This is a genomic window from Alloalcanivorax balearicus MACL04 (assembly GCF_025532145.1).
GTDB lineage: Bacteria > Pseudomonadota > Gammaproteobacteria > Pseudomonadales > Alcanivoracaceae > Alloalcanivorax > Alloalcanivorax balearicus.
Genome location: NZ_ARXS01000014.1, coordinates 19,059 through 42,175, shown reverse-complemented (window position 1 = coordinate 42,175; position 23,117 = coordinate 19,059). Strand labels below are relative to the sequence as shown.

Annotated in this window: 21 protein-coding genes, 1 tRNA gene and 1 pseudogene; 10 read left to right on the top strand and 13 right to left on the bottom strand. The window is 61.6% G+C overall.

Annotation, left to right across the window (positions count from 1 at the left end; genetic code table 11):
* Window positions 1–63: 63 nt before the first annotated feature.
* The 6 genes from MA04_RS12890 to MA04_RS12865 form a co-directional block, all read right to left on the bottom strand.
* On the bottom strand, window positions 64–1,026 hold the full coding sequence (locus MA04_RS12890) for a zinc transporter ZntB (protein WP_163126852.1): 963 nt from the start codon (window positions 1,024–1,026) through the stop codon (window positions 64–66).
* 39 nt (window positions 1,027–1,065) lie between these two features.
* Window positions 1,066–2,058, bottom strand: a complete 993-nt coding sequence (locus MA04_RS12885) for a YhdH/YhfP family quinone oxidoreductase (protein WP_163126851.1) — start codon at window positions 2,056–2,058, stop codon at window positions 1,066–1,068.
* 57 nt (window positions 2,059–2,115) lie between these two features.
* A complete protein-coding gene (sohB, locus tag MA04_RS12880) occupies window positions 2,116–3,171 on the bottom strand; it encodes a protease SohB (RefSeq protein ID WP_394356151.1) in 1,056 nt (351 codons plus the stop codon).
* Between the two features lie 65 nt (window positions 3,172–3,236).
* A complete protein-coding gene (locus MA04_RS12875; protein ID WP_163126849.1) occupies window positions 3,237–3,884 on the bottom strand; it encodes a hypothetical protein in 648 nt (215 codons plus the stop codon).
* A 37-nt stretch (window positions 3,885–3,921) separates the two neighbouring features.
* Window positions 3,922–4,746: an NAD(+) diphosphatase gene (nudC, locus tag MA04_RS12870; protein WP_262460836.1), complete on the bottom strand. Its 825-nt coding sequence runs from the start codon at window positions 4,744–4,746 to the stop codon at window positions 3,922–3,924.
* Window positions 4,743–6,407, bottom strand: coding sequence for a hypothetical protein (locus MA04_RS12865; RefSeq protein ID WP_163126848.1), 1,665 nt, complete (start codon window positions 6,405–6,407; stop codon window positions 4,743–4,745). Before MA04_RS12865 ends, nudC begins: the two co-directional genes overlap by 4 nt.
* Before the next feature lie 296 nt (window positions 6,408–6,703).
* Here MA04_RS12865 and MA04_RS12860 point away from each other — a divergent pair.
* Window positions 6,704–6,862: pseudogene (locus tag MA04_RS12860) on the top strand (sodium/proton antiporter); the annotation flags it as partial.
* 117 nt (window positions 6,863–6,979) lie between these two features.
* The gene (locus MA04_RS12855) at window positions 6,980–7,834 is read left to right on the top strand and encodes a hypothetical protein (protein WP_163126846.1); all 855 of its coding nucleotides are present in this window, start codon (window positions 6,980–6,982) and stop codon (window positions 7,832–7,834) included.
* A 51-nt stretch (window positions 7,835–7,885) separates the two neighbouring features.
* Here the strand turns inward: MA04_RS12855 and thrH are convergent, their stop codons facing one another.
* The 3 genes from thrH to MA04_RS12840 all read right to left on the bottom strand — a co-directional run bounded on the left by thrH (window position 7,886) and on the right by MA04_RS12840 (window position 10,680).
* Window positions 7,886–8,503, bottom strand: coding sequence for a bifunctional phosphoserine phosphatase/homoserine phosphotransferase ThrH (thrH, locus tag MA04_RS12850; protein WP_163126845.1), 618 nt, complete (start codon window positions 8,501–8,503; stop codon window positions 7,886–7,888).
* Window positions 8,504–8,671: 168 nt separating this feature from the next.
* On the bottom strand, window positions 8,672–9,646 hold the full coding sequence (gene cysB, locus MA04_RS12845; RefSeq protein ID WP_026949316.1) for an HTH-type transcriptional regulator CysB: 975 nt from the start codon (window positions 9,644–9,646) through the stop codon (window positions 8,672–8,674).
* 119 nt (window positions 9,647–9,765) lie between these two features.
* Entirely contained in the window at window positions 9,766–10,680 is a 915-nt protein-coding gene (locus tag MA04_RS12840; RefSeq protein WP_163126844.1) for a 5'-nucleotidase, read from the bottom strand.
* Between the two features lie 205 nt (window positions 10,681–10,885).
* Between MA04_RS12840 and MA04_RS12835 the strand changes: the two genes are divergently transcribed.
* On the top strand, window positions 10,886–11,521 hold the full coding sequence (locus MA04_RS12835) for a S46 family peptidase (RefSeq protein WP_163126843.1): 636 nt from the start codon (window positions 10,886–10,888) through the stop codon (window positions 11,519–11,521).
* Between the two features lie 51 nt (window positions 11,522–11,572).
* On the opposite strand, the gene MA04_RS12830 is transcribed toward MA04_RS12835, so the two are convergent.
* Window positions 11,573–12,241 (bottom strand): hypothetical protein, encoded by a 669-nt coding sequence (locus MA04_RS12830; RefSeq protein ID WP_163126842.1) that lies wholly within the window; start codon window positions 12,239–12,241, stop codon window positions 11,573–11,575.
* A 116-nt stretch (window positions 12,242–12,357) separates the two neighbouring features.
* Window positions 12,358–12,831, bottom strand: coding sequence for a DUF2489 domain-containing protein (locus tag MA04_RS12825; protein ID WP_240342788.1), 474 nt, complete (start codon window positions 12,829–12,831; stop codon window positions 12,358–12,360).
* Between the two features lie 360 nt (window positions 12,832–13,191).
* Between MA04_RS12825 and MA04_RS12820 the strand changes: the two genes are divergently transcribed.
* The 5 genes from MA04_RS12820 to mtnC all read left to right on the top strand — a co-directional run bounded on the left by MA04_RS12820 (window position 13,192) and on the right by mtnC (window position 16,936).
* Entirely contained in the window at window positions 13,192–13,617 is a 426-nt protein-coding gene (locus MA04_RS12820; RefSeq protein WP_163126841.1) for a hypothetical protein, read from the top strand.
* Window positions 13,618–13,991: 374 nt separating this feature from the next.
* Window positions 13,992–15,029, top strand: coding sequence for an S-methyl-5-thioribose-1-phosphate isomerase (gene mtnA / locus MA04_RS12815; RefSeq protein WP_262460831.1), 1,038 nt, complete (start codon window positions 13,992–13,994; stop codon window positions 15,027–15,029).
* On the top strand, window positions 15,026–15,655 hold the full coding sequence (locus tag MA04_RS12810) for a methylthioribulose 1-phosphate dehydratase (protein ID WP_262460829.1): 630 nt from the start codon (window positions 15,026–15,028) through the stop codon (window positions 15,653–15,655). The genes mtnA and MA04_RS12810 overlap by 4 nt, the downstream gene beginning before the upstream one ends.
* Before the next feature lie 53 nt (window positions 15,656–15,708).
* Window positions 15,709–16,254, top strand: a complete 546-nt coding sequence (locus MA04_RS12805) for a 1,2-dihydroxy-3-keto-5-methylthiopentene dioxygenase (RefSeq protein WP_262460827.1) — start codon at window positions 15,709–15,711, stop codon at window positions 16,252–16,254.
* A 4-nt stretch (window positions 16,255–16,258) separates the two neighbouring features.
* Window positions 16,259–16,936 carry an acireductone synthase gene (gene mtnC / locus MA04_RS12800; RefSeq protein ID WP_262460826.1) on the top strand — a complete coding sequence of 226 codons (678 nt, stop codon included), beginning with the start codon at window positions 16,259–16,261 and terminating at the stop codon, window positions 16,934–16,936.
* Here mtnC and MA04_RS12795 read toward each other — a convergent pair.
* Complete coding sequence (locus tag MA04_RS12795) at window positions 16,918–18,045, bottom strand: methyltransferase (RefSeq protein ID WP_262460824.1); 1,128 nt, start codon at window positions 18,043–18,045, stop codon at window positions 16,918–16,920. The two genes, mtnC and MA04_RS12795, sit on opposite strands and share 19 nt — an antisense overlap.
* A gap of 132 nt (window positions 18,046–18,177) precedes the next feature.
* On the opposite strand from MA04_RS12795, the gene MA04_RS12790 reads away from it, so the two are divergent.
* Window positions 18,178–18,254 (top strand) — tRNA-Pro (locus MA04_RS12790).
* A gap of 42 nt (window positions 18,255–18,296) precedes the next feature.
* Here MA04_RS12790 and MA04_RS12785 read toward each other — a convergent pair.
* Entirely contained in the window at window positions 18,297–19,076 is a 780-nt protein-coding gene (locus tag MA04_RS12785; protein ID WP_262460822.1) for a DUF481 domain-containing protein, read from the bottom strand.
* 276 nt (window positions 19,077–19,352) lie between these two features.
* Between MA04_RS12785 and metH the strand changes: the two genes are divergently transcribed.
* Window positions 19,353–23,054 (top strand): methionine synthase, encoded by a 3,702-nt coding sequence (metH, locus tag MA04_RS12780; RefSeq protein ID WP_163126834.1) that lies wholly within the window; start codon window positions 19,353–19,355, stop codon window positions 23,052–23,054.
* The last annotated feature ends 63 nt before the right edge of the window (window positions 23,055–23,117 follow it).

Here is a 23,117-nt window from a genome sequence, read left to right as displayed (position 1 = left end):
CCCCGTGCGATTTCTGATATTCGCTTGCAGGGCAAGCTCCTACAGTAGCCGTCTTATCCCGATTCACACCCAGCGTCGCCGGATCATCCACAACAGAATGCCGGTGCCGGTGATAACGAGCATGCCGGTAAACCACCAAAAGCCTTTGGGATCTTCCAGCCAGGGCAGCCCGCCCACATTGATACCGAACAGACCGGTCAAAAAACCCAGCGGCAGAAAGGTGGCGCTGATGATGGCCAGCAAGTACATGCGGTCGTTGATGGTCTCATTCTGCGCGGAAAAGACCTCTTCCTGCAGCAGGGTGGCGTGCTCGCGGGCCGCGTCAAGATCCTCCAGCAGGCGTTGCAGGCGATCCGTGGCTTCACGAATGATCTCCGCGTCGCCACTGCGAATGCGGCTGTCGCCATGGAGCTTGGTCAGCGCATCCCGTTCCGGGGCCATGTAACGTCGCAGGGTAATCGCCCGGCGTCGCAAGGCGCCGATACGGCGGGTCTGATCGCGGTTGCCAGATTCGCCTTCCAGTCGTTCGGAAAAGTCCGCCACCTGATCCTCGATCTGCTCGATCACCTCTTCCATGCGCCAGACAAGCCCGTCCACCAGACTGGCCAGCAGTTCCGACGAGGTCGTCGGCCCTTCTCCGGCCTGCAGAGCGTCCACCAGCTCGGTAAGCGACTTCAGTGTGCGCTTCTGCGTGCTGATCACCAGGCCATCCCGGATCCACAGCCGCACCGCGATCATGTCCTCGGGCCGGGCATCCGGGGACAGATTGACGCCCCTGAGATAGACCAGTAACCCGCCTCCCACGTCGCTGACTCGCGGGCGGGTCTCCGGCGTCAACAGAGCTTCGCTGACCACCATCGGGATGTCCGCCCGCGCCTCCAGCCAGTCCCGGCTTTCCGGGCAGGTGTAATCCAGATGAATCCAGCGGGTGGTGTGGTCGCCAGCGGACAGTTGCGGCTCGAAGGGCGCCGCCCCGCCCTTGCCGTCCAGACGCAGTGCGAATTTCAGCCATCCCGGGTCAGTCATGGCGCCTCCCGTATTTGCGGTCTGCCGGAGAGCCGGCGATCAGCCGCCCACCTTGACCACCACGCGGCCGCGCACCCCGCCAGCGAGGATCCGTTCGAACCATTCCGGCAGTTGTTCCCGGGTGATTTCCGCCGCTTCCAGCGCGGCCAGATCCGGGATCCAGTCCGAGGCCAGCAGTTGCCAGATCTGCTGCTTCACTTCGCGCGGCAGTTCCACACTGTCCACGCCGAGCAGGTTGACGCCACGCAGGATGAACGGAAGCACCGTGGCATTATTGAGTTGCGGTGACCCCACCAGGCCACAGCAGGCGGCACTGGCACCGTATTGCAGGCTTTTCAGCGCGTTCACCAGCATGTCGCCGCCGACACAGTCCACCACCCCGGCCCAGCGCGGCTTCAACATCGGCTTATTGGCATCCGCCAGGGCTTCCTCACGGGAAATGATGTCCGCCGCGCCCAGGGCTTTCAGCCAGTCATGGGCATCGTTTTTACCGGTAACGGCCACCACCCGGAATCCCAGCCGGGACAGGATCGAGACCGCCACGCAGCCGACACCGCCGGTGGCGCCGGTAACCAGAACATCGCCCTGGTCCTCTTGCAGACCGGTATCCAGCAAGGCCTCCACGCACAAGGCGGCGGTGAGCCCGGCGGTGCCCAGCACCATGGCGGAACGCGGGTCCATGCCGTCCGGCAAAGGCACCAGCCAGTCCGCCGGCACACGAATGTAGTCGCCATAACCGCCGGCGGTGTTCATGCCCAGGTCATAACCGGTGCAAATTACCGCGTCACCGGGGCTGAAGGGGCCCTGCTCCGCTTCTTCCACCACACCGACGGCGTCGATGCCCGGTGTATGCGGATACTGCCGGGTAACGCCCTTATTGCCGCTGGCGCTGAGCGCATCCTTGTAATTCAGGGAAGACCAGGCCACCTTCACCAGGACTTCGCCTTCCGGCAGGTCGCCCAGTTCGCGCTCCCCTACCCGGCTTTGGTAACCATTGTCGGTGTTTTCGGTGATCAGGGCCGTGAATGTCATTGCGAGCTCCGTTTGCTGTTGTCCGTCGGGTATTGCCATTTTTTATTGGAATGAGCGTTATTGGAATGGCCGCTGCGAGCCGCGCTGCCAGAAACGGTCCGCCACACGCTGGGCGGCGGTGGCCAGGGACAGGCTTAGCCGGTCGGCGAGCTTGCGCTTCTCTTCCCAGGTGATCTGGTAGATATCCACCTGGCCCTTGCGCCCCTGCAAGTATTCATCACTGGTCATGATGTCGTCCACCAGCCCCAGTTCCTTGGCCTGGCTGCCGAACCAGTGCTCACCAGTGGCGACGGCATCAATATCCAGGCCACGGCGATGCTCGCGGACAAAACTTTTGAACAGCTGGTGGGTTTCCTCCAGCTCCTCCTGGAACTTGGCGCGGGCCTTGTCGGTGTTTTCGCCGAGCATGGTCAGGGTGCGTTTGTATTCGCCGGCGGTCATCAATTCCACATCCACATCGTGTTTTTTCAGCAGACGATGAACATTGGGGATTTGCGCCACCACGCCAATGGAACCGATCACCGCGAAAGGGGCGCTGAGAATGCGATCGCCAATACAGGCCATCATATAGCCGCCACTGGCGGCCACCTGGTCCACCGCCACGGTGAGTTTCAAACCGCGCCCGCGCAGGCGTTTCAGTTGCGAGGCGGCCAACCCGTAGCTGTGCACCAGCCCGCCGGGGCTTTCCAGCCGCAGCAGGACTTCGTCATCCGCCTCCGCCACCTCCAGGATGGCACTGATTTCACGGCGCAGGGTTTCCACATCGCTGGCTTGAAGGTCGCCATCGAAATCCAGCACGAACAGGCGCGGTGGTGATTTGTCCTCGCCGCCCGCTTTTTTGCGCTGCTTGGCCCGTGCCTTTTCTTCCTTGCGTTTTTTCTTGGCTTCGGCCTTGCGGCGCTGCTCCGGCCACACTTCATCAATAATGCTCTCGCGCAGATCGTCGAACTCCTCATTGAGGTATTTGACGCGCAGTTCGCCATCACGGCCGCTGCGCTGGCGACTGCGCGCCGCCGCCGTGGCGATCCCGCCAATCACAAACAAAACCGCCACCACGAGGGTGGCGACTTTGGCGAGAAACATGCCGTACTCGGAAATTAAATCGATGATCACCGTGTCTTGCTCACCTGTATGTATGGGTTTAATCGCCCGCCCTGCTCACTGGCGCTGGGCCCCGCTTATTGCCAGCCGGAAACCGCCTGCTGCGCGCTGCCGTTGAGAGGCCGCCCCACCAGGCCAGTGGGAGAAACCGTTACTTCAAAAATCGCTCCGTCGGCCATCGGCAGATAGGCGGCGCTACCATAGCGCGCATCGACGAGAAAACTCCAGCCCTCCCGGGCCTGGCGCCAGACATCCAGCACCGGCGGCTCATCATGGAGACTATACACGGTGCGTTCCCGTGAACGCTCATCCTCCAGGGCGAAGTAGCGCCCCTGGATGCGGTCCAGTTGATAGGCCGGCTTCAGCCCCAGTAGGGCGAAGGGGGTCTTCCATTTGATGATTCTGGCGTCCAGTTGCCATTGGTCGCCGGCCAGCCGGAAATCCCGGGTGCGGCCATCACGGCCGGTAACCGTGGCGATGTAGGCCTGGTCATCGGTGGCGCGGAAGCTGATGGTGGCCACCGGTGATTCCGCGCTCAGCTCGTGGTAGCTGTACAGACTCACCGCCACCAGCACCAGATAGATGGCGCCGGCCACCAACAGCAATCCAACCGTGCCCTTGAGCCATTGCCACAGCCATTTCTGCCGCAACAGGATCCAGGCTCCGATCAGCACCAGAACCAAGCCAATGACCATAATCAAAAGCGGGGCGAACGAAAAGCTCATCGGGACTCCATCATCATGGAAGGCTGTGATCAGGGCGCTATCGGTAAGGCGCGCGCCATTGCTCAATCAGGGTGTGGGCAATGCTGCCCGGCGGTGGCGTGCGCGGCAATTGGTCGTGGCGGTACCAGCCGGCATCAACGATTTCATCGTCATCGATGACAATATCGCCACCGGCATAATCGCCATGGAAACCGAGCATCAGGGAGTGCGGGAAGGGCCAGGACTGGCTGCGCGCGTAGCGCAGATCGCCAACCTGGATGCCAGTTTCCTCCATGACTTCCCGGCGTACCGCCTGCTCGGCGGTCTCCCCGGCCTCCATGAATCCGGCCAGGCAGGAATAGAATCCCGATGGAAAGCGCGCGGAGCGGCCCAGCAAAGCGTATTCGCCGTCACTGATCAGGGCGATCACGCAAGGTGTGATGCGGGGGTACTGGCGATAGTCGCAAGCCTGGCAGATCATTGCCAGTTCACGGTCATGGGGGGTGGTGGAAGAGCCGCAGCGGCTGCAGAAACGGTGGTTGTGTCTCCAGCTCATCACCTGCAGCGCCCGCGCCACCATGGTGAAAGTATCGTCATCCAACTGGCCGATGATCTGTCGCAACGGGGTCGGATGCAGGCGCTGGTCGGCCAGTTCATGCTCGCCTTCATCGCACACGTAACAGGGCTGCCCGTGCAGTACGCCGATGTAGCGGTAATTCGGGTGCTGGCGCAGCAGGAAGGCCGGCAGCCTGGGAATGCCCAGGTCACCGGGCTGCTGGGCGAAATCGATGTACAGGTTTTGTTCTTGGACCACGAAACACCAGGCTTCGTCCGCGTCTCTCGGCTCCGCCGAAGACAGGTCCAGGGAAAAGAAATGGTTCACGATGTCGCTCCGCCTGTGGGATAGCCAAGGGCACCCACGGCCTGCTCCGCCACATCCAGAACGCCTTCTCCAATCGGTTTCTGTTCTTCCATGCTCTCAAGATAGTAATCGATGGCGGTCAGGGCATCCGCCAGGGTCTCCATGGCGGTGACCGTGGGTGCCTCGCTGCCACCGATCAACTCCTTCTCGATATAACACCGACAGGCGTTGGTTACGGCGCAGGCCCGCTCCAGATCGAGGAAGGTCAGCCCTCCCACCACCGAAGCGAAAGTGCCCGGAAGATTACTGAGATGCATGGTATCCCACTGTTGCTCCATATAGGAGGCCAACGACCGTTTTGCCAGCGCCAGGCCGGCCCGGCATTCGCCCACCACCGTCATGCGCGCCTCATCCAGTTGATAGCGGGAGATGCGATCGTTGTTGACCTCACGGCGAACATCGTCCGCCGGCGCCAGACTGCGCTCCAGGGTGGCGATGGTGTTCTCCGCGGCGAGCAGATCGTCCACCAGAGCGTGGAACGCATCGCTGTCCACCTCGCCGCCGGGGCGCCAGCCGGCGACATCCTCGGCACGTCGGCGCAGCTCCTGGGCGCCTTCGTTCTCGCCAATCATGTCCAGGGTGCTGGCGATGCGTCCGAGCCCTTCGGCGACGGCGCCGTAATCGGTATCGGCCACGCCCTGGGCGGCCATGTCCAAGGTGTCCTTGATCTGGTTGATTTCCTCTTTCAAAGCGCCGGCCACGGAGCGGATCACGGATCCCTTGGAGCCGGTCATCAGCGCCAGTTCACGCTGCAGATCGGCGTCGGCGGGACGCTCCCCTAGCCCGAATGCGGAGCGCACCTCGGTGGCGGCGTCGCCCTTTCCGCTGCCTAAAGCAGAGAGGTACAGGCATTCGCGCAGCAACTCCGCCGGTGGCTCCCGTTCAAGGGCATCGCGCCCGTCGTACACCAGAGCTTTCAATTGGCGGTCATAGCGTGCCAACAGGGCGCGCCGGGCCGCGGTCAGCGCCATGTCGTCGTGCAGCAGGGACTCCAGTGCCGCTCGTGCCAGCCACCAGCGTTTGCCGCCGGCAAGCCGGTCAATACGCTCCATGGCCCGCAGCATCAAACGCAGATGAGTCTGCCGGTCCTGCCCCTGCAGCAAGCCCAGCAGCCCCACCTGGTACATATGGCGCAGACGGCGACTTTGCCGTGCCAGGCCGTCGACATCCGCCGGCGGCACTGGCGGCGTGCGCGGCAGGCTCTCGTCCACCTGGAAAAAGCGGCTTTCCGGCAGTGGCGCGCGGCCGCCGGCCTGGCGTAATTCATTGATGCCGGCCACCAGGACCTCCGGCAACGGACTGCCGCTGAGTTGAACGTACTCCAGATAGTGGCCGAGCAACACGATGGCGTTGCCCAGGGCCTGGATCAGAGGCGTCTCAGGACGCCGCTGAACCTCCCTGGCGGTGAGCACCATGTCCTCCGCCATCACCGTGGCGGCATCCAGTTCCAGCATCTGGCAGATGCCGCGCAATTGCTGGAAAGCATCGATACACCGCTCCAGAGCCGCCCCCTCGGTCTGGTTCTCGGCGAAGGCTTCCAGACTGGATTCCGATTCGCCGAGGGTGGTATCAATGGCTTCCTTGAGAAAGGTCAAGGAGGTGGTATTGGTGATCGCGACCATGGGCAACCCACTCGCTTGTTTTGGTTTTGTCTTGATGCCACGGGCCCGGCGGGCAACCCAACCCAGCCTAGGCTTCGCGGCGAGAGCGAAATAATTTTCACTTTGTCACTGCTTAAACAGTGCGTCAACTTTCGCGGCTAAACAACTGATTTGTCTGCGTATTGTTAACCAGGGCACAGCTGGAATCAGCGTCTTGCCCAGCCATGGCACTTTAGTTGACTGTACCGTGAGAATTGAACTGCTTATGGTTGCCGCGCCGATCCGATCCGATCTGAAATCCGTAGGAAACCAGTGTCATGTCCGCCCGAATCGGTCGTGCCCTCGGTCAGAATTTCCTGGGGCAAACCCCTGCCTGGTACAAATACGCCAATGCCGTCTTTTTGCTTATCAACCGTCTGATGGGCTGGGTGCTCGGCCCGGAGGCGGCGGGCTGGTTACCGCTGGCGGAGTTCATCATCATCGGAAGATAATACCGGCGCCCATTGACGCCGGCCGCGAACCGCCCCCCGGCGGTATTTCAGGGGTCCGGAGATCTGGTGCGGGCACCTCCCTCATACTGCAAGGACGACACTATGGCGCTGCGACTCCCGCCCAGAGCGGAAAGCCTGACTCTGATTCCCAACGACACCCCCTGTGGCTACCTGCCTCTGGGCTTCCTTCCCTTCGCTGAATACCAGTTGGGGAACGGCGATTATTTCGGCCTGTATTGGCCAATAGGCCGGGAGAGCGACCCACCGATCGTAGCCGAGACCTTTCATGACGAGGGAGTGCTGGTCCCGGCCTATTCCAGCCTTCAGCGCTTCCTCGCTCTCGCTGGCGACGAAGGCGACGACCATCCCGAGCCACCGGATCATCACGCCGACCCGCTATCGCCGTTGGCCTGTTATCAGCAAGCACGAGCCTGTTTACAGGAGCAGCGGGTTGAGCCGGCCACGGCGCTGCTGCGGCAGGCGGTAACCGTGCTGCCTGAATACACCGCGGCACTGGCACTACTGGCCACTCAATGTCTGCGTCAGGGGGATGAGGATGAGGCCTGCCGATTCGCCGCGCGGGCGCTGATTTCGCCACCGAGTTTCGGCGCCGATGCCACGGTGACGCGGATGGCCGCCTGGTTCTCACAACTGGACCGCGGACCGCAAGACCTGATCATGGAGCCGATTTGGCGGGAACGCGCCCAACTCGCCTCAATCCCCAGCGGTGGACACAAAGACGGTGGCGCCTACCACCTCCTCCGTGACCTGATTCAGGAGTACCTGCTAGAAGGGGAAACCGTCACGGCACTCACTCTGATACAAACCTATGGCGAGTATATGAACGCTGAGACTGTGTCTTTTCAGCAGCGCCATGGTTACCGTTTCGCGGCGCACTGGCAGTGGCAGCGGGACATCTCGGCGCGACTGCCACAAGGGCCGAGATATCCAGATTGAGCCCTGCGCGGGAGGCGATCTCCCCCCGGCAAGGTAAGCCAACTCAGGCAGTCAGAGAGGGAGTTCGCGGCTGCTGGCCTTAACGATTTCTTTCTTCAGGTCCTGGTAGCTGTGTACCGCCGGAAACTGAGGGAACTCTGCAATAACGTTGTCCGGCGCATGGAACAGAATGCCCTGCTCCGCCTCGGCCAGCATGGTGGTGTCGTTATAGGAGTCGCCGGCGGCAATGACCCGGTAGTTCAGGCTGTGCAGTGCCTTGACCGAGGCTCGCTTGGGGTCCTGTTGGCGCAGTACGTAGTCGGTGATACGGCCGTTGTCGTCCACTTGCAGACGATGACAGAACAAGGTCGGATAACCCAGCTTGCGCATCAGCGGCAAGGCGAACTCGTAGAAAGTGTCGGAAAGGATGATCAGTTGGAAATGCTCCCGCGCCCAATCGACGAAGGCGCGGGCGCCGTCCAGCGGTTCCAGGGTGTCGATCACCGCCTGGATATCCGGCAGCCCGTAGCCATGCTGGTCAAGCAGCCCCAGCCGCATTCGCATCAGTTCGTCGTAATCGGGGATGTCCCGGGTGGTGGCCCGCAGTTCCTCGATTCCGGTGCGCTCGGCGAAGTTGATCCAGATCTCGGGGATCAACACCCCTTCCAGATCAAGACATAACAATTCCACGTTGATCCCCCTTGGGGTTGAATGAAGATTGACGGTGTCGTTGGCCGCGAACGGCGGTCCCGGCGGCTCCGGGCCGGCACCACCCGGCGTCTCCGGGCCGGCACAATGTATCCGCGCCCTGGCCGCTTTGCAACGCGCTCACGGGGATCGGAGCCCCTGAGCCGGTGCTCACAGCATGGGCAGTTCGATGTTCTGAAACAGCGCTTCGCGTTCCTCCCGGGTGCTGGCCCGGACCGCTGCGTCAATGACATCACGGGTCAGGTGCGGTGCGAACAGCTGGATGAATTCGTACATGAAACCACGCAGGAAGGTGCCTTTGCGGAAGCCGATCCGGGTGGTGCTGGGTTCGAACAGATGGCCGGCTTCCAGATTGACCAGCCCTTTGTCCTGAACCGGGTCCACCGCCATGTGGGCGACGATCCCCACTCCCATGCCAAGGCGCACATAGGTCTTGATCACGTCCGCATCGGCGGCGGTGAACACCACTTTCGGTTCCAGGCCCTGCCGGGCGAACGCATCGTCCAGCTTGCTGCGGCCAGTAAAGCCGAATACATAGGTGACGATCGGGTACTCGGCCAGGGCTTCCAGAGTCAGCGGCTTGATCTTGGTGAGCGGGTGCCCTTCCGGTACCACCACGGTCCGGTTCCAGCGGTAGCACGGCATCATCACCAGATCGGAAAACAGATCCAGGGCTTCGGTGGCGATGGCGAAGTCGACACTGCCATCCGCCGCCATCTCGGAAATCTGCATGGGCGTGCCCTGATTCATATGCAGGGAGACATCAGGGAAGCGCTGGGTGAACTTCTGAATCACCGGAGGCAGCGCGTAGCGGGCCTGGGTATGCGTGGTGGCAATACTCAGGTCACCCTTGGTCTCGTCGCGGAACTCCTGGGCCACTCTTTTGATCGCCTCGGTCTGCTGGAGGATGTCACCGGCGATACGCAGGATCGCCTCCCCCGCGGGGGTCACATGGGTCAGATGCTTGCCGCTGCGGGCGAACACCTCCACCCCCAACTCGTCTTCCAGCATGCGGATCTGCTTACTGATGCCGGGCTGCGAGGTATACAGGGCCTGGGCCGTGGCGGACACATTCAGATCGTGGCGGGCCACTTCCCAGATATAACGAAGCTGCTGGAGTTTCATGGGCGCTCCCGGCCTATGCTGAACAGGTTATAAAAATATAAAGAACTATTCAGAGAAAGCATAGGGGCGGCGTTTTTTCCACCCCTTGCCTGAACCGGCGCCAAGACCATGAACGGGCGTCACGGGTCGACCGGGGGCGCATTGGCAATACCATGCGGAACATGGCCGGCGGCCACGTGCTCACGGGCGGATTCGCAGTGGCCCTGTTGATCATCGAAAAACACATCGGCGCCGAAGGCGCGCAGAAACGGCCCTTTCGGCAGTCCTCCCAGGAACAGGCTTTCGTCCAGGCGAATCCCCCAGGCCCGCAGAGTACGCACGACCCTTTCATGGGCCGGCGCAGAGCGCGCGGTGACCAGAGCGGTGCGAATCGGGCATTGCTCCATCGGGAAGGCCTTCTGGATCTGATGCAGCGCCTCCAGAAAAGGCTTGAACGGCCCGTCGCTCAGCGGCTGCCAGGCGGCGGCCTTTTCGCTCTCCGCGAATGCCTCCAGGCCGGCGCTCTGGAAAACCCGCTCGGATTCGTCGGAAAACAACACCGCGTCACCATCAAAGGCGATGCGCAGGAGATCGTCCTGCTGTTCCAGCGGTCCGCCGGAGAGGATATTGGCGGCGGCGAACCCGGCATCCAGCACCTGACGAACGTCATCCGGACTGGTCGACAGGAACAAGTGGGCGCCGAATGCCGAGACATAACGGTGCGGGCTTTGCCCACCGGCAAAAGCCGCCCGGGTGATCGGGAGGCCGTAATGTTCTATGGAATTGAATACGCGCAAGCCGGTATCGGAGCTGTTGCGCGACAACAAAATCACTTCCACCCGGTCGCGGCCCTGCTCCAACTGGTTGATCGCCAGCAGCTTGGTCACCAGCGGAAAGGCATCGCCGGGCTTGAGAATGTCGTCCTCATGGGCGGTCTGGTACTCCTGAAAAGCATTCAGCCCGTCCTCTTCATAGACTTTGTGGCTGTCGCTGAGATCGAACAACGCCCGCGAACTGATCGCCACCACCAGCTTGCCGTCAAAGGAAATCGCCATATCCGTTTATCCCGTTACGCTGCGGGCAGTATCTCCGCTGGCCCGGTAAAGCTCAATGGCCTTGCCGGAATGACGTGAATCGTCGGCGCTGCGCTGTTGTCCAGCCCCAGGATGTGACATAAAGTTTCAGTGGCACCGTGGAGGATTCCAATCCGGTGCTTATCAAAGCCCTCACACACATCCATCCGGGGAAAGGGAGTCATCCATGGCCGCGAATACAGTACGAAGCCGCCTTGACGATCTGCAGGCACAGATCCGCAAGCTGGCGGAACGTTTCGATAACGAAAGGGATAAACAGATCGCGCAACTGGAAAAACAGCTGGAAAAGGCTCGCCAGCGGCTTAATCAGGAGGTTGAGCGGCGCCGTGACACGCTCAATCGACTGGAGAAGCTGCAGGCGGAATACCGGAAGAAAGCCAATGCCACGGTCAAGCGGCAGGTGGATCGCGCCCGCAAGGCGGTGGACGAGGCTCGCTCCCGGGTGGACGAATCGGAAGCCCGCAAGCGTTTCCTGGAAACCGAGGTGAAGGTGCTCAAGGCCACCGCCAAGCAGGCCAACAGCCTGGCCAAAGTGATCGGTCAGTACCAGAAGGATCTGGAAAAGCGCGCCAAGGATATTGAAAAGCGGGTTGGCGGCGATGCACCGAAAGCGGCACCGAAACGCAAAAAGGCCGCGGTGAAGAAGCAAGCCGCCGCGCCTCGGAAAAAGGCGGCCGCCAAGAAAAAAGCCGCGGTGAAAAAGACGCCGGCAAAGAAAAAGGCAGCCACTCGCAAGAAAACCGCAACCCGGGCCAAGAGCGCTCCAGCTCCGTCCACCCCGACTCAGGGCGGCGCCTCCTGAGCCGCGCCGCGCCGGCGGCAATGCCGTCGGCGCGGTCTTGCCTATTCGTGTTTAGCCGAATCGGTGCAGCAGGCTCTGATAGTACGCCACCACCGGTTTGCGGTGACTGCGTTCCATGGCCGGCAGTCCCTTGTCCACGGCGGATGTGGAAGCCTTGTTGATGGTGGCGCGGGCGGTGGACACCAGGCCACGGTTGATGGCGCCGAGTTTCAGACTGCCCAGGGTCTTATCCAGATAGTTTTCGATGGCCCCGTCGGTGATGCCGTGCATCACTTCCACCAGATGCGCCATCTCCCCTTCCCCGTTGGCGAATGACTCGAAAACCCGATTGGCGCGCTCCGCCAGATCCGCTGGCAACGGATAGCCGACGAAGATGCCGCCATCCTTTTCCAGTCGCAGTGAACTGAAATGTTGAGCCAGGGCCTGTTGCTCCTCGACGCTGGCCTTGCGCATCAGCCGTCCGGCCAGCCCATGGGCGGCCTTACGAATCACCTTCATGGCGCCCATGATCATGTTCACGGCGGTACCGCGGGCATTGACCGCTTCGATCGGGCCGGTGAAGTAGGTATGCAGGACCTCGTCGATGAACGGATCGGTGATGCCATCCAGATCCGCGGCATGGTTGCCAGACGGGTTCTCCCGCATCTTGGCAAGAAAAGTGTCGATACGCTGGCACAGTGTTTCGCTGGCGGGAAAGGCCACGTACAAGGTGTCACTCATAATCTGAACTCGGCTTCCAATAACTGGTAGAGGTGATTGCAAACAATGGAAAGCGCCGATCATACCCAATGGTATACAGGGCGCCCGCAGCCGTGACGCCTGAGTCGAGTGTCTTTTCAGTCAGTCCGCCGGCGCGGACAAAGTTGTTGCCGCCATTGCACCAGCACACCCGCAAGCCGCTCGGTGGCTTGCATGAACGCCTCCGCTTGCTCATCTTCCAGACGCAGGCGGTCAAGATCCTCCCGGTTGCGTTGAGCCGGGGTCAGCCCTTTGCGGGCATCGCCCCGATGAAAGTTCTCGCAGTCGCTGGCCAACTGGTGAATCGCCGCCAGATCCACTTTGGGCGCGATCCGCGCCGGCAAACAGTCCAGCAGCGTGGCCATTCTCAGACTGGCCTCACCAGCATCCACCTGCCCTTGCATATAAGCGCGGCTGAGTACCTCCAGGCTTTCCAGCACCTGGGCATGGCGATGCCGCTCGAGGGCGGCTTCACGGCGCCGTGACATCCAGCGCCAGATAAGCAGACCCAACAGCACACCGATCAGCAGACCGATCCCGATTGCCAGGGCCAATTGCGCCGCCATCCCCATAAAGGTTCTCCTGCTTCACCATGTCTTCGTTGATTGGTCTCGACTCACCAGACGGTCGCCGTGGCACGGTTGGCCGCTCCGACGGTCCCATGTTATACGGCGGTACATGGGCTGTACGACGATGCATTGAAAATCATCATCGCTGGTCTCATATTTGCGCGGGAGGGTCGCCGGTCTTGTCCCATGGCCGGCGACTCACGCGTCATGCGCCGGCCATTGCGACGGCACGGCACCAACCCTGCGAAGCGGAACATACCGGTTTAACTGGCCAGACGTCCAACCCGCTCCGTTTGTTGGTGCGCAGGCAACGAGGCCAGACGCCAAAGGCTGTGTAAGGAAAATTGTGAGGAGAGCCGAGCAGTGACGCTGAGCCTGCCCCCCTGGCTGCACCAACTGGGACAAACCCTGGAACCGTGGTTTCCCACTCTCACCTTGATCGGGCTGCTGATGGCGGTGATTTCCACCTTGGCCATTCCCTGGCTGGTGATTCGCATGCCGGCGGATTATTTCACCGCCGAGCGGCGCCCCACTCACTACCGACACCCGGGCCATTGGGTGTTGTGGGCGTTGCGCAATGCCCTTGCCGTGGTGTTATTGGTGGCGGGTCTGCTGATGTTGATTCTGCCCGGGCAAGGCCTGTTAACCATGCTTATCGCCGTCATGGTCAGCACTTTTCCGGGCAAATATGGTCTGGAACGGGCCATCATTCGTCAACACAGTGTGTTCCGGGCGGTCAATTGGATTCGCCGCCGCCGCCGCCGGGAACCGCTCCACTATCCTCCCTGACAGGGATGACTCTCCATCGGGGACGCGTGAGCGGCATTGCCAATTCGGAGGGCACTACAAGGCCGCCGTGGGAGCTTGCCCGCAAGCGAATACCCAACATCGGAGGCCATATTCGCCAGCAGGCTGGCTCCCACAGAAGGCCGGGCTACGAGGCCGCTGTGGGAGCTTGCCCGCAAGCGAATACCCAACATCGGAGGCCGTATTCGCCAGCAGGCTGGCTCCCACAGCGCTTCGTAGCCCCTTCTGTGCCAGCGGTCGACGTTGTTAGAGTCCGGAAGGCGCCCTGAGAGCTGCCGCCCGAGCGGATGACTGTTGTAGAATAACGCCCCGGCCCGGTGCCGGGTGACGCTTTCGCTACTTTCACGGAGACATTGATGGCCCTGGCGAGTCTCGCGATCCGCTGGCACGACACCGCACTTGATCTGCTCGATCAGCGCGCCCTGCCCACCGACACGACCTGGCTGCGCATCACCGACGCGCGGGAAGCCGCCCATGCCATCCGCGAGATGGTGGTGCGCGGCGCGCCCGCTATCGGTATCACCGCTGGCTATGGCCTGGCGCTGGAAGCCCAACGACTTGGCGACCAAGCCTCCCTGGCGGCGCTGGCGCCAGCCTTCGAGGTGCTTGCCGCGAGCCGCCCCACCGCGGTGAATTTGTTCTGGGCGCTGGACCGGCTGCGCCAGGCTGCCGGTGATCTCAGCGGCGGAGCCCTCGCCCAGCACCTGAGCGAGCAGGCTGAGCGCCTGCATCGGGACGACCTGGCCGCCAATCGGCGTCTCGGTGAGGCGGGTCTGTCTCTGCTACCCCAAGAGGCCCGGGTTTATACCCACTGCAACACGGGCGCTCTGGCCACCGGTGGCCACGGCACCGCCCTCGGCATCATCCGTTCCGCCTGGGAGGCAGGCCGCTTGCGGTCAGTGTATGCCGGGGAGACCCGGCCCTGGCAGCAGGGGGCTCGCCTGACCAGTTGGGAACTGATGCAGGACGGCATTCCCGTCACCCTGGTGGCGGACAGTTGCGCCGCCATGCTGATGGCCCAGGGCGAGGTGGATGTGGTCATCGTTGGCGCCGACCGCATCGCCGCCAACGGCGATACCGCCAACAAGATCGGCACCTATTCCCTGGCCGTGCTGGCTCGCCATCATGGCATCCCGTTCATTGTCGCGGCACCGGATTCGACCCTGGACGCGGCGATGCAGGACGGTTCCGGCATCGTCATCGAGCAACGTCCGGCCGAGGAAGTCCGGCAGGTGGCGGGCCAGCCCTGCGCCCCGGCGGACTGCCCGGTCTATAATCCCGCCTTCGATGTGACGCCGGCCGCCTTGATCAGCGCCATTGTTACTGAAAACGGGGTCATCCCGTCCCCCGACCCGACCGCCATGGCGGCGTATTTCGCCCGGAGTGCCTCATGAGCCAGCGCCCCTATTCCATCGCCGCCTTCCGTGAAGCCGCCCGCACCCTCGCGGCCACCGGCCATCGTTTGTATCAGCAGGGCTGGTCCCCCGCCACCAGCAGTAATTACTCAATACGCTTGAATGCCGGGCACGCCGCCATTACCTGCTCCGGCAAGGACAAGGGGCTGCTGGAAGAAACCGACATCATGGTGGTGGATTTGCAGGGCCAGCCGGTGGGTGATGGCAAGCCCTCGGCTGAAACCCTGTTGCACACCCAGCTCTACCGGCGTTATGACGAAGTCGGCGCGGTGCTGCATACCCACAGCCATGCCACCACCGTGTTGACCATGCACTGGCCAGCGGATCACCTTACCCTGGAAGGGTATGAGCTGCTGAAAGCGCTGGAGGGCATCACCACCCACGATACCCGGGTCACCCTGCCCGTGTTCGACAATACGCAGGATATCGCCGAGCTGTCGGCCCGGGTGGATCAGGCCATGGACCAGGGCCTGGCCCACCACGCTTACCTGATTCGCGGCCACGGTCTGTACACTTGGGCCGCGGATATGGCCACGTGTTACCGCCAGTTGGAAGCGTTGGAAACGCTGCTGGCCATTGAACTGGATCGTCGCCGGCTGGGTTGACCCCACCCCGCCAGCGTAGAGATCGTGAACAGGCTCTTAACGAGGATCACCCCATGAGTAATCTGAAAATTTTCCGCGACGGTGAGCCGGATAAACCGCAACTGGTGGTGGATAGCAAAGCCGCCATGGCGGTGGAACTGGCCAAGGCCGGGATCCGCTATGAACAATGGCAGGCAACCAAGCCGTTGACGGCCAGCCCATCCCAGGAGGAAGTGCTGGAAGCCTACGCCCAGGACATCAACCGCCTGAAGCGCGAGGAAGGCTACCAGACCGTGGACGTGGTCAGCATGCAACCGGATCATCCGGACAAAGCGGTGTTCCGGGAAAAGTTCCTGGACGAGCACCGCCATTCGGAAGACGAGGTTCGTTTCTTCGTCGAGGGTCAGGGGCTGTTTACTTTGCACATCGACGGCCGGATTTATGAGGTGTTGTGCACCAAGGGCGACCTGATCTCCGTGCCGGCCAATACCGCGCACTGGTTCGATATGGGCCCGAACCCGCACTTCGTGGCCATTCGTTTGTTCAATAACCCGGAAGGCTGGGTGGCCAACTTCACCGGCAGTGACATCGCCGGCCGGTTCAGCCGCCTGGAGAACTGAGCCGATGACGATCGAGGTCATTCTCACCGACATCGAAGGCACCACCAGCAGTATTTCCTTCGTCAAGGAAGTGCTGTTCCCTTATGCCGACCGGAAAATGGAAGCTTTCCTGCGCACGCACTGGGAACGGCCCGCCGTGGCGGAATGCGTGGCCCAGGCCCGTGCCGAGAGCGGCCAGCCCCTGGCGTCACCGGAGCAAGCCGCGGCCTTGTTCCGGGGCTGGATTGCCGAGGATCGCAAGATCACATCTCTGAAAACGCTGCAGGGCATGATCTGGCAAACGGGCTATGAGAACGGCGACTACCAGGCCCACATGTATTCCGACGCGGTGGAACGGCTCCGGCAGTGGCAGGCCCGGGGGCTGAAGCTGTACGTGTACTCGTCCGGCTCCATTGCCGCCCAGAAGCTGTTCTTCGGCTACAGTGAGGCCGGTGACCTGACGCCGTTGTTCAGCGGCTATTACGACACCACCAGCGGCGGCAAAAAAGAAGCCGACAGCTACCGGCGTATCACCGCCGACATCGGTGTGGCTCCCGAGCGGGTGCTATTTCTCTCCGATGTGGAAGCGGAGTTGGACGCGGCGCGGGAGGCCGGCTTGAATACCTCCTTGCTGGACCGCGAAAAGGTTTTGCGAAACACGGCGCATGCCCGCGCCGAAACCTTTTACGACGTCGCTCTCTGACCGCACCGGTAGATGATGAACTTGGCGTTGCCGGCCACCACATCCACCTGAGCGAATGCCCGCCGCAACGGCGGGCGATAAGGCAAATGCCGATTCGCCACCACCCACAACGCGCCTTCTTCCGCCAAATGCCGTCGGGCATGACGAAACAGCGTCAACGCGACCCGGTCGTCGACGGCATGGCCCCGGTGGAACGGCGGGTTCAGCACGATCAGGTCGAACCGCTGCTCCAGGCCATCCAAACCGTTGCCCAGATGGAAGCGGCAGCGCTCGGGCTCGGAAATATAAAGGGCCGCGTTACGGCGTGCGCTTTCCACGGCCAGAAAGGACTCATCGCAGAACGTCACCCGCGCCCTGGGATTATCTGCTGCCAACGTCAGCCCCAGCACACCATTACCGCACCCCAGATCCGCGATCTCCCCTTCCACCTGCCGGGGCAGATGCTCCATCAGGAAGCGCGCGCCGATATCCAGATGCTGGCGCCCGAAGACGCCGGCGCCGGTATGCAGTTCCCAACCACGCCCCGGCACGTTGACCAGAGCCTCTTCCGGAACCGGCCCAAGGCCCTTGCCAGGGGCAAGGGCCGAGAACCGGCGCGCTTTTTTCCAGCCCAACCCGGCCTGACCATTGCCCAGATAAGTCTCCATCAATGGCACCAGGTTCGGCGGCAGATGCTTGTCCATCCCGGCCAGCCAGATCGGTGTGCCTTCCGGAAGAATGCGCGCCAGCCAGCCCAGTTGCGCCTCCAGCAGCGACAACTCCTTGGGAACCCGCATCAGTACCTGGTCAGGGCGGATCGAAGGTGCTTGCCAAGGCCACGACCAGCCGGCTTCCGGTAATGTCATGGCGTTGTCGGCGGCGTTGGCCTCCGCCGCGCGCCAGGCCAGCCAGGAGTCCCCCTGACTGCAAGCCGGCCCACGCCGCAGTGCCGTCAGCCACAGCGCTCCGCACTGGTCGTTCACCACCAGGGTGGCCGGCCCGGCCCCCTGCTCTTGCAGCGTTCTGAGTAAGTATCGGTCCGCCGCGTCCCAGGCTTGCAGGCGCTCATCGCGCCGACGGGGCCAGCGCCGCAGACGCAGATCGTCCAGTTGTTCAGGTAATTCGGGCATCAAACCGGCTATCAGGCAGGCCAAAGAAGGCGCATTGTACGGGTAATTGAGCAGAATATGGACAACCGAATAAATTCCCGTTGCAAAACAGTAGCATTCTGAAAATTCGCTGCTAGAATACGCCACCACATTCGGAGTATAGCTCAGCCTGGTAGAGCACTACGTTCGGGACGTAGGGGTCGCAGGTTCGAATCCTGCTACTCCGACCAATTAAAAAAAGCCGGCCCTCGGGCCGGCTTTTTTTATGTCGGTCAGAAAGTGTAGACGACAGAGACCCGGGTTTCCTGGTCGCTGCGGTGGCTGCCGTCATCCGGCACCTTGGAGTTGCGCTTCAGCAGATGGCTGAGCCGCAGTGAGAAATGATCGTTGATCTTGGACGTCAGCGAGGTTTCCGCCCGTACCACGGTGTTCTCATCGCCCACTTCGGTGGTGAAATCTTCCTTGAAGGAAGCGGTTTCGGAGATCTTCCATTCGTATTTGGCGGCGAAACGGCCGATCAGACTTTCCTCGGTATCCTGACAGCTGGTGTAGGAATCAGAGGGATCGAGGCAGTCCACGCGGTAACCGGGGCCGGCTTCCAGGTCCAGAGTGTGGGTTTCTGTATCCAGGAAACGACGGCCAAGACCGATGGCATAGCTGGCCTGATAGTGATAGCCGGAGAAGTTGTCTTTATCGTAGGTCACGATATTGAAGATGTAGTTCCGCCCGAGATCGCCGAACTTGCGATCCAGCTTGTAAGAGCCGTAATAGCGTTCCGCGGTGCGCTCGTCCTCGCGAGTGTCATCGTTGCGGGACATCTCATTGACCGCTTCCAGTTTGCCGGTATGACGCCACAGCCGGCCATCGTGGGTCAGATTGGCGGCGGCGGCCGCGTTCTGGGAGCGGGTGTTACCGGACTTCAGAAGGTAAGAGCCTTCCAGTTCGATGTCCCAGCCACGCGGTTCAGCTGCTTTTTCCGCTTCCTGGGCGTAACTCAGGGCTGGCCCCGCCGCCAGGGCGCATGCCAGGACCAAGCATTGTTTGCGCATCATGCCTCCTACGCTATGTTGATGATTCAAAGCCCGTTCCGGGGCCATTAACAGTAAAAGGGCGCATTATGCGCAAACGCGCGCGCCTGCCCCACCGTATACAGTGCATTGGCGGTTTTTTTTACAATACGACTATCAACCGGTCACAATCCGGCCCTCGATGAGGGCGCCATGAGTATGATCACGGCAAAGGCGCTCAGTATAGCGGGCACTCGGGTGCGTTGGGCAACACCGTCCCAGCCGCTATAATGCGCCCCCGGTCACCCAACGGAGCAGTTCATGTCCAACCAACGCCGCGCACAGCTCACCTCTCTCATGCAGGATCGCATCGTCATCCTGGACGGGGGCATGGGCACCATGATTCAGCGCCTCAAGCTCAGCGAAGACGACTACCGGGGCGCTCGGTACGCGGACTGGCACTGCGATTTGAAGGGCAATAACGATCTTCTGTCCATTACTCAGCCGGAAAAAATCGAGGCGCTGCATCGCGCCTACCTGGAGGCCGGCGCCGATATCATCGAAACCAACTCTTTCAACAGTACCGCCATCGCCATGGCGGACTACGACATGCAGGCGCTGGCCCATGAATTGAACAAGGCCTCCGCCGAGGTGGCCCGTCGCGCCGCCGACGCGGTGGCCACGCCGGAGCGGCCTCGTTTTGTCGCCGGGGTTTTGGGCCCCACCAACCGCACCGCCAGTATCAGTCCGGATGTGAACGATCCCAGCTACCGCAACGTCAACTTCGACGCTTTGGTGGAAGCGTATCTGGAAGCCGTGGACGGTCTGGTCCAGGGCGGTTCGGATCTGATCCTGATCGAAACCATCTTCGACACCTTGAACGCCAAGGCAGCGGTATTCGCGGTGGATCAGTATTGTTACGAGCGGGGACTCGATCTGCCGGTAATGATTTCCGGCACTATTACCGATGCCTCCGGCCGTACTCTTACCGGGCAGACCACCGAGGCTTTTTATAATTCCCTGCGTCATGCCAGACCCATTTCCGTCGGCCTGAACTGCGCTCTGGGCCCTATGGAACTGCGCCCTTACATCGAAGAGCTGTCGCGCATCTCCGAATTCCACGTCTCCGCCCACCCCAATGCCGGACTGCCCAATGAGATGGGCGAGTACGACCTGGATCCGGACACCATGGCGAAGGAAATCCGTGGTTGGGCGCAAAAAGGCTTTCTCAACATCATCGGCGGATGCTGTGGTACCACCCCGGAACACATTGCCGCCATGGCGGCGGCGGTGCGGGACTGTGCGCCCCGTGCCCTGCCCGCGATCCCGGTGCAATGCCGTCTGTCCGGCCTTGAGCCCTGCAGTATCACTCCTGACTCACTGTTCGTGAACGTGGGCGAGCGCACCAATGTCACCGGGTCCAAGCGCTTTCTGCGTCTGATCAAGGAAGGCGATTACGACACCGCGCTGGATGTGGCCCGGGACCAGGTGGAAAACGGCGCCCAGATCATTGATATCAACATGGACGAGGGCATGCTCGACTCGCTCGAGTGCATGGTCCGGTTCGTCAATCTGGTGGCCTCGGAACCGGAAATTTCCAAAGTGCCGATCATGATCGACTCTTCCAAGTGGGAAGTGATCGAGGCTGGCCTGAAATGCATTCAAGGCAAGGGCGTGGTGAACTCCATCTCCCTCAAGGAAGGAGAAGAGGCGTTCCTGAATCAGGCACGCCTGATCCGCCGCTACGGTGCTGCAACCGTGGTGATGGCGTTCGATGAGAACGGCCAGGCGGAAACCCGTGAGCAGAAAGTGGCGATCTGCAGCCGCGCCTACAAGCTGCTGACCGAAGAGGTGGGCTTCCCGCCGGAAGACATTATCTTTGACCCGAACATCTTCGCCATCGCCACCGGTATCGAGGAACACAACAATTACGCGGTGGACTTCATCGAAGCCGTGGCGGAGATCAAACGCACCCTGCCCCACGCGTTGATTTCCGGCGGTGTCTCCAACGTGAGCTTCTCGTTCCGGGGCAACAACCCGGTGCGGGAGGCGATTCACGCGGTATTTTTGTACCACGCCATCCAAAATGGCATGGACATGGGTATCGTCAACCCGTCGCAGTTGGCGATCTACGCGGACATCCCGGCGGAACTGCGCGACGCGGTGGAAGACGTGGTATTGAATCGCCGCGAGGATGGCACCGAACGCCTTCTCGATCTGGCCGAGAAATACCGTGACAGCGGCGACAAGGAAACCAAGAAGGAAGACCAGGAATGGCGCTCCTGGCCGGTGGAGAAGCGGCTCGAGCACGCCTTGGTCAAAGGCATCACCGATCATGTGGAAAGCGACACAGAGGAAGCCCGGCTGCGGGCGGAGCGCCCTCTGCACGTGATCGAAGGCCCGCTGATGGATGGCATGAACGTGGTCGGCGACCTGTTCGGCGCCGGCAAGATGTTCCTGCCCCAGGTGGTGAAATCCGCCCGGGTGATGAAAAAAGCGGTGGCCTATCTGCTGCCGTTCATGGAGAAAGAAAAGGAAGAAATGGGCACCCAGGATGAATCCAATGGGCGCATCCTGATGGCCACGGTGAAAGGGGATGTTCACGATATCGGCAAGAACATCGTCGGCGTGGTGCTGCAGTGTAACGGCTATGAGGTCATCGACCTCGGCGTCATGGTCCCCTGCGATAAGATCCTTGAAACCGCCCGTGCGGAAAAGGTGGATATCATTGGGTTGTCCGGCCTGATCACCCCTTCCCTGGACGAAATGGTCCATGTGGCCAGCGAAATGGAACGGCTGGAGATGGATCTGCCGCTGATGATCGGCGGCGCCACCACCAGCCGCATCCACACCGCGGTGAAGATCGATCCTAACTATCGCCATGCCGTGATCCATGTGGCGGACGCTTCCCGCGCCGTCGGCGTGGTTTCCCGGCTGCTCTCCGATACCCAGAAAGACGGTTACGTGGAGGAGACCAAGGCCACTTATCAAGACCTGCGCGAACGGCGCAAACAACAACAGGTGGATCGCTCCCTGGTGAGCATCGAGAAGGCCCGGAAACACCGTTTCCAGCCGGATTGGAGCAGCTACACGCCGCCGGAGCCGAAGATCAAGGGCCTCAAGGTGTTTGACGACTACCCTCTGGAAGAGCTGGTGGAGCGCATCGACTGGACGCCGTTTTTCCGCTCCTGGGAGCTGGCTGGCCGCTTCCCTCGTATTCTCGAGGACGACGTGGTGGGCGAGGAAGCCACCCGGCTTTACCAGGACGCGCGCGACATGCTGGATCGCCTGCTCAAGGAGAAATGGCTCACCGCGCGGGGCGTGATCGGCTTCTGGCCGGCGCAATCGGATATGGATGACATTCAATTGTTCCGGCAGCCCGGCGACGCCGAACCCTTCATGACACTGCACCATCTGCGTCAGCAACTGGACCGGGCAAAGAACGATAAACCGGATTATTGCCTGAGCGATTTCATCGCTCCCAGAGACAGCGGCAAACAAGACTGGCTGGGTGGCTTCGCGGTCACCACCGGCATCGGTATCGACGAGCATGTGGCGCGCTTCGAGGCGGACCATGACGATTATTCCGCGATCATGCTCAAGGCTTTGGCGGACCGGCTTGCCGAGGCCTTCGCCGAACGCCTGCATGAGCGGGTGCGCAAGGAGTTCTGGGGATACGCCGCGGATGAAACCCTGGACAATGACGCTCTGATTTCCGAGCAGTACCGGGGCATTCGCCCCGCTCCGGGTTATCCGGCCTGCCCGGATCACACCGAGAAAGCCCTGCTGTGGGAGCTGCTGGAGCCGGAAACAAACGCCGGCATGACGCTCACCGACCATTACGCCATGTTCCCGGCGGCGGCGGTATCCGGCTGGTATTTCTCTCACCCGGAAGCCAAGTATTTCGGTACCGGGAAGCTCGGCAAGGATCAGATGGATGACTACGCCGCCCGTAAGGGAATGAGCCGGAAGGAAATCGAAAAGATGGTCCCTCACCTGCTCGGCTATATCGACGAGGACTAGCTGTGACCTCTCAGTAGGTTGTTCATTCGGGGCGTACCCAGAAGACTGGAGGTGTGAGACTAC

What these genes read in the sequence shown, in the direction of transcription:
- MA04_RS12890 (WP_163126852.1), bottom strand. Translation starts at nt 1,026, where the DNA reads ATGACTGACCCGGGATGGCTGAAATTCGCACTGCGTCTGGACGGCAAG.
- MA04_RS12885 (WP_163126851.1), bottom strand. Translation starts at nt 2,058, where the DNA reads ATGACATTCACGGCCCTGATCACCGAAAACACCGACAATGGTTACCAA.
- MA04_RS12875 (WP_163126849.1), bottom strand. Translation starts at nt 3,884, where the DNA reads ATGAGCTTTTCGTTCGCCCCGCTTTTGATTATGGTCATTGGCTTGGTT.
- MA04_RS12865 (WP_163126848.1), bottom strand. Translation starts at nt 6,407, where the DNA reads ATGGTCGCGATCACCAATACCACCTCCTTGACCTTTCTCAAGGAAGCC.
- MA04_RS12855 (WP_163126846.1), top strand. Translation starts at nt 6,980, where the DNA reads ATGGCGCTGCGACTCCCGCCCAGAGCGGAAAGCCTGACTCTGATTCCC.
- cysB (WP_026949316.1), bottom strand. Translation starts at nt 9,646, where the DNA reads ATGAAACTCCAGCAGCTTCGTTATATCTGGGAAGTGGCCCGCCACGAT.
- MA04_RS12840 (WP_163126844.1), bottom strand. Translation starts at nt 10,680, where the DNA reads ATGGCGATTTCCTTTGACGGCAAGCTGGTGGTGGCGATCAGTTCGCGG.
- MA04_RS12835 (WP_163126843.1), top strand. Translation starts at nt 10,886, where the DNA reads ATGGCCGCGAATACAGTACGAAGCCGCCTTGACGATCTGCAGGCACAG.
- MA04_RS12830 (WP_163126842.1), bottom strand. Translation starts at nt 12,241, where the DNA reads ATGAGTGACACCTTGTACGTGGCCTTTCCCGCCAGCGAAACACTGTGC.
- MA04_RS12825 (WP_240342788.1), bottom strand. Translation starts at nt 12,831, where the DNA reads ATGGGGATGGCGGCGCAATTGGCCCTGGCAATCGGGATCGGTCTGCTG.
- mtnA (WP_262460831.1), top strand. Translation starts at nt 13,992, where the DNA reads ATGGCCCTGGCGAGTCTCGCGATCCGCTGGCACGACACCGCACTTGAT.
- MA04_RS12810 (WP_262460829.1), top strand. Translation starts at nt 15,026, where the DNA reads ATGAGCCAGCGCCCCTATTCCATCGCCGCCTTCCGTGAAGCCGCCCGC.
- MA04_RS12805 (WP_262460827.1), top strand. Translation starts at nt 15,709, where the DNA reads ATGAGTAATCTGAAAATTTTCCGCGACGGTGAGCCGGATAAACCGCAA.
- mtnC (WP_262460826.1), top strand. Translation starts at nt 16,259, where the DNA reads ATGACGATCGAGGTCATTCTCACCGACATCGAAGGCACCACCAGCAGT.
- MA04_RS12795 (WP_262460824.1), bottom strand. Translation starts at nt 18,045, where the DNA reads ATGCCCGAATTACCTGAACAACTGGACGATCTGCGTCTGCGGCGCTGG.
- MA04_RS12785 (WP_262460822.1), bottom strand. Translation starts at nt 19,076, where the DNA reads ATGATGCGCAAACAATGCTTGGTCCTGGCATGCGCCCTGGCGGCGGGG.
- metH (WP_163126834.1), top strand. Translation starts at nt 19,353, where the DNA reads ATGTCCAACCAACGCCGCGCACAGCTCACCTCTCTCATGCAGGATCGC.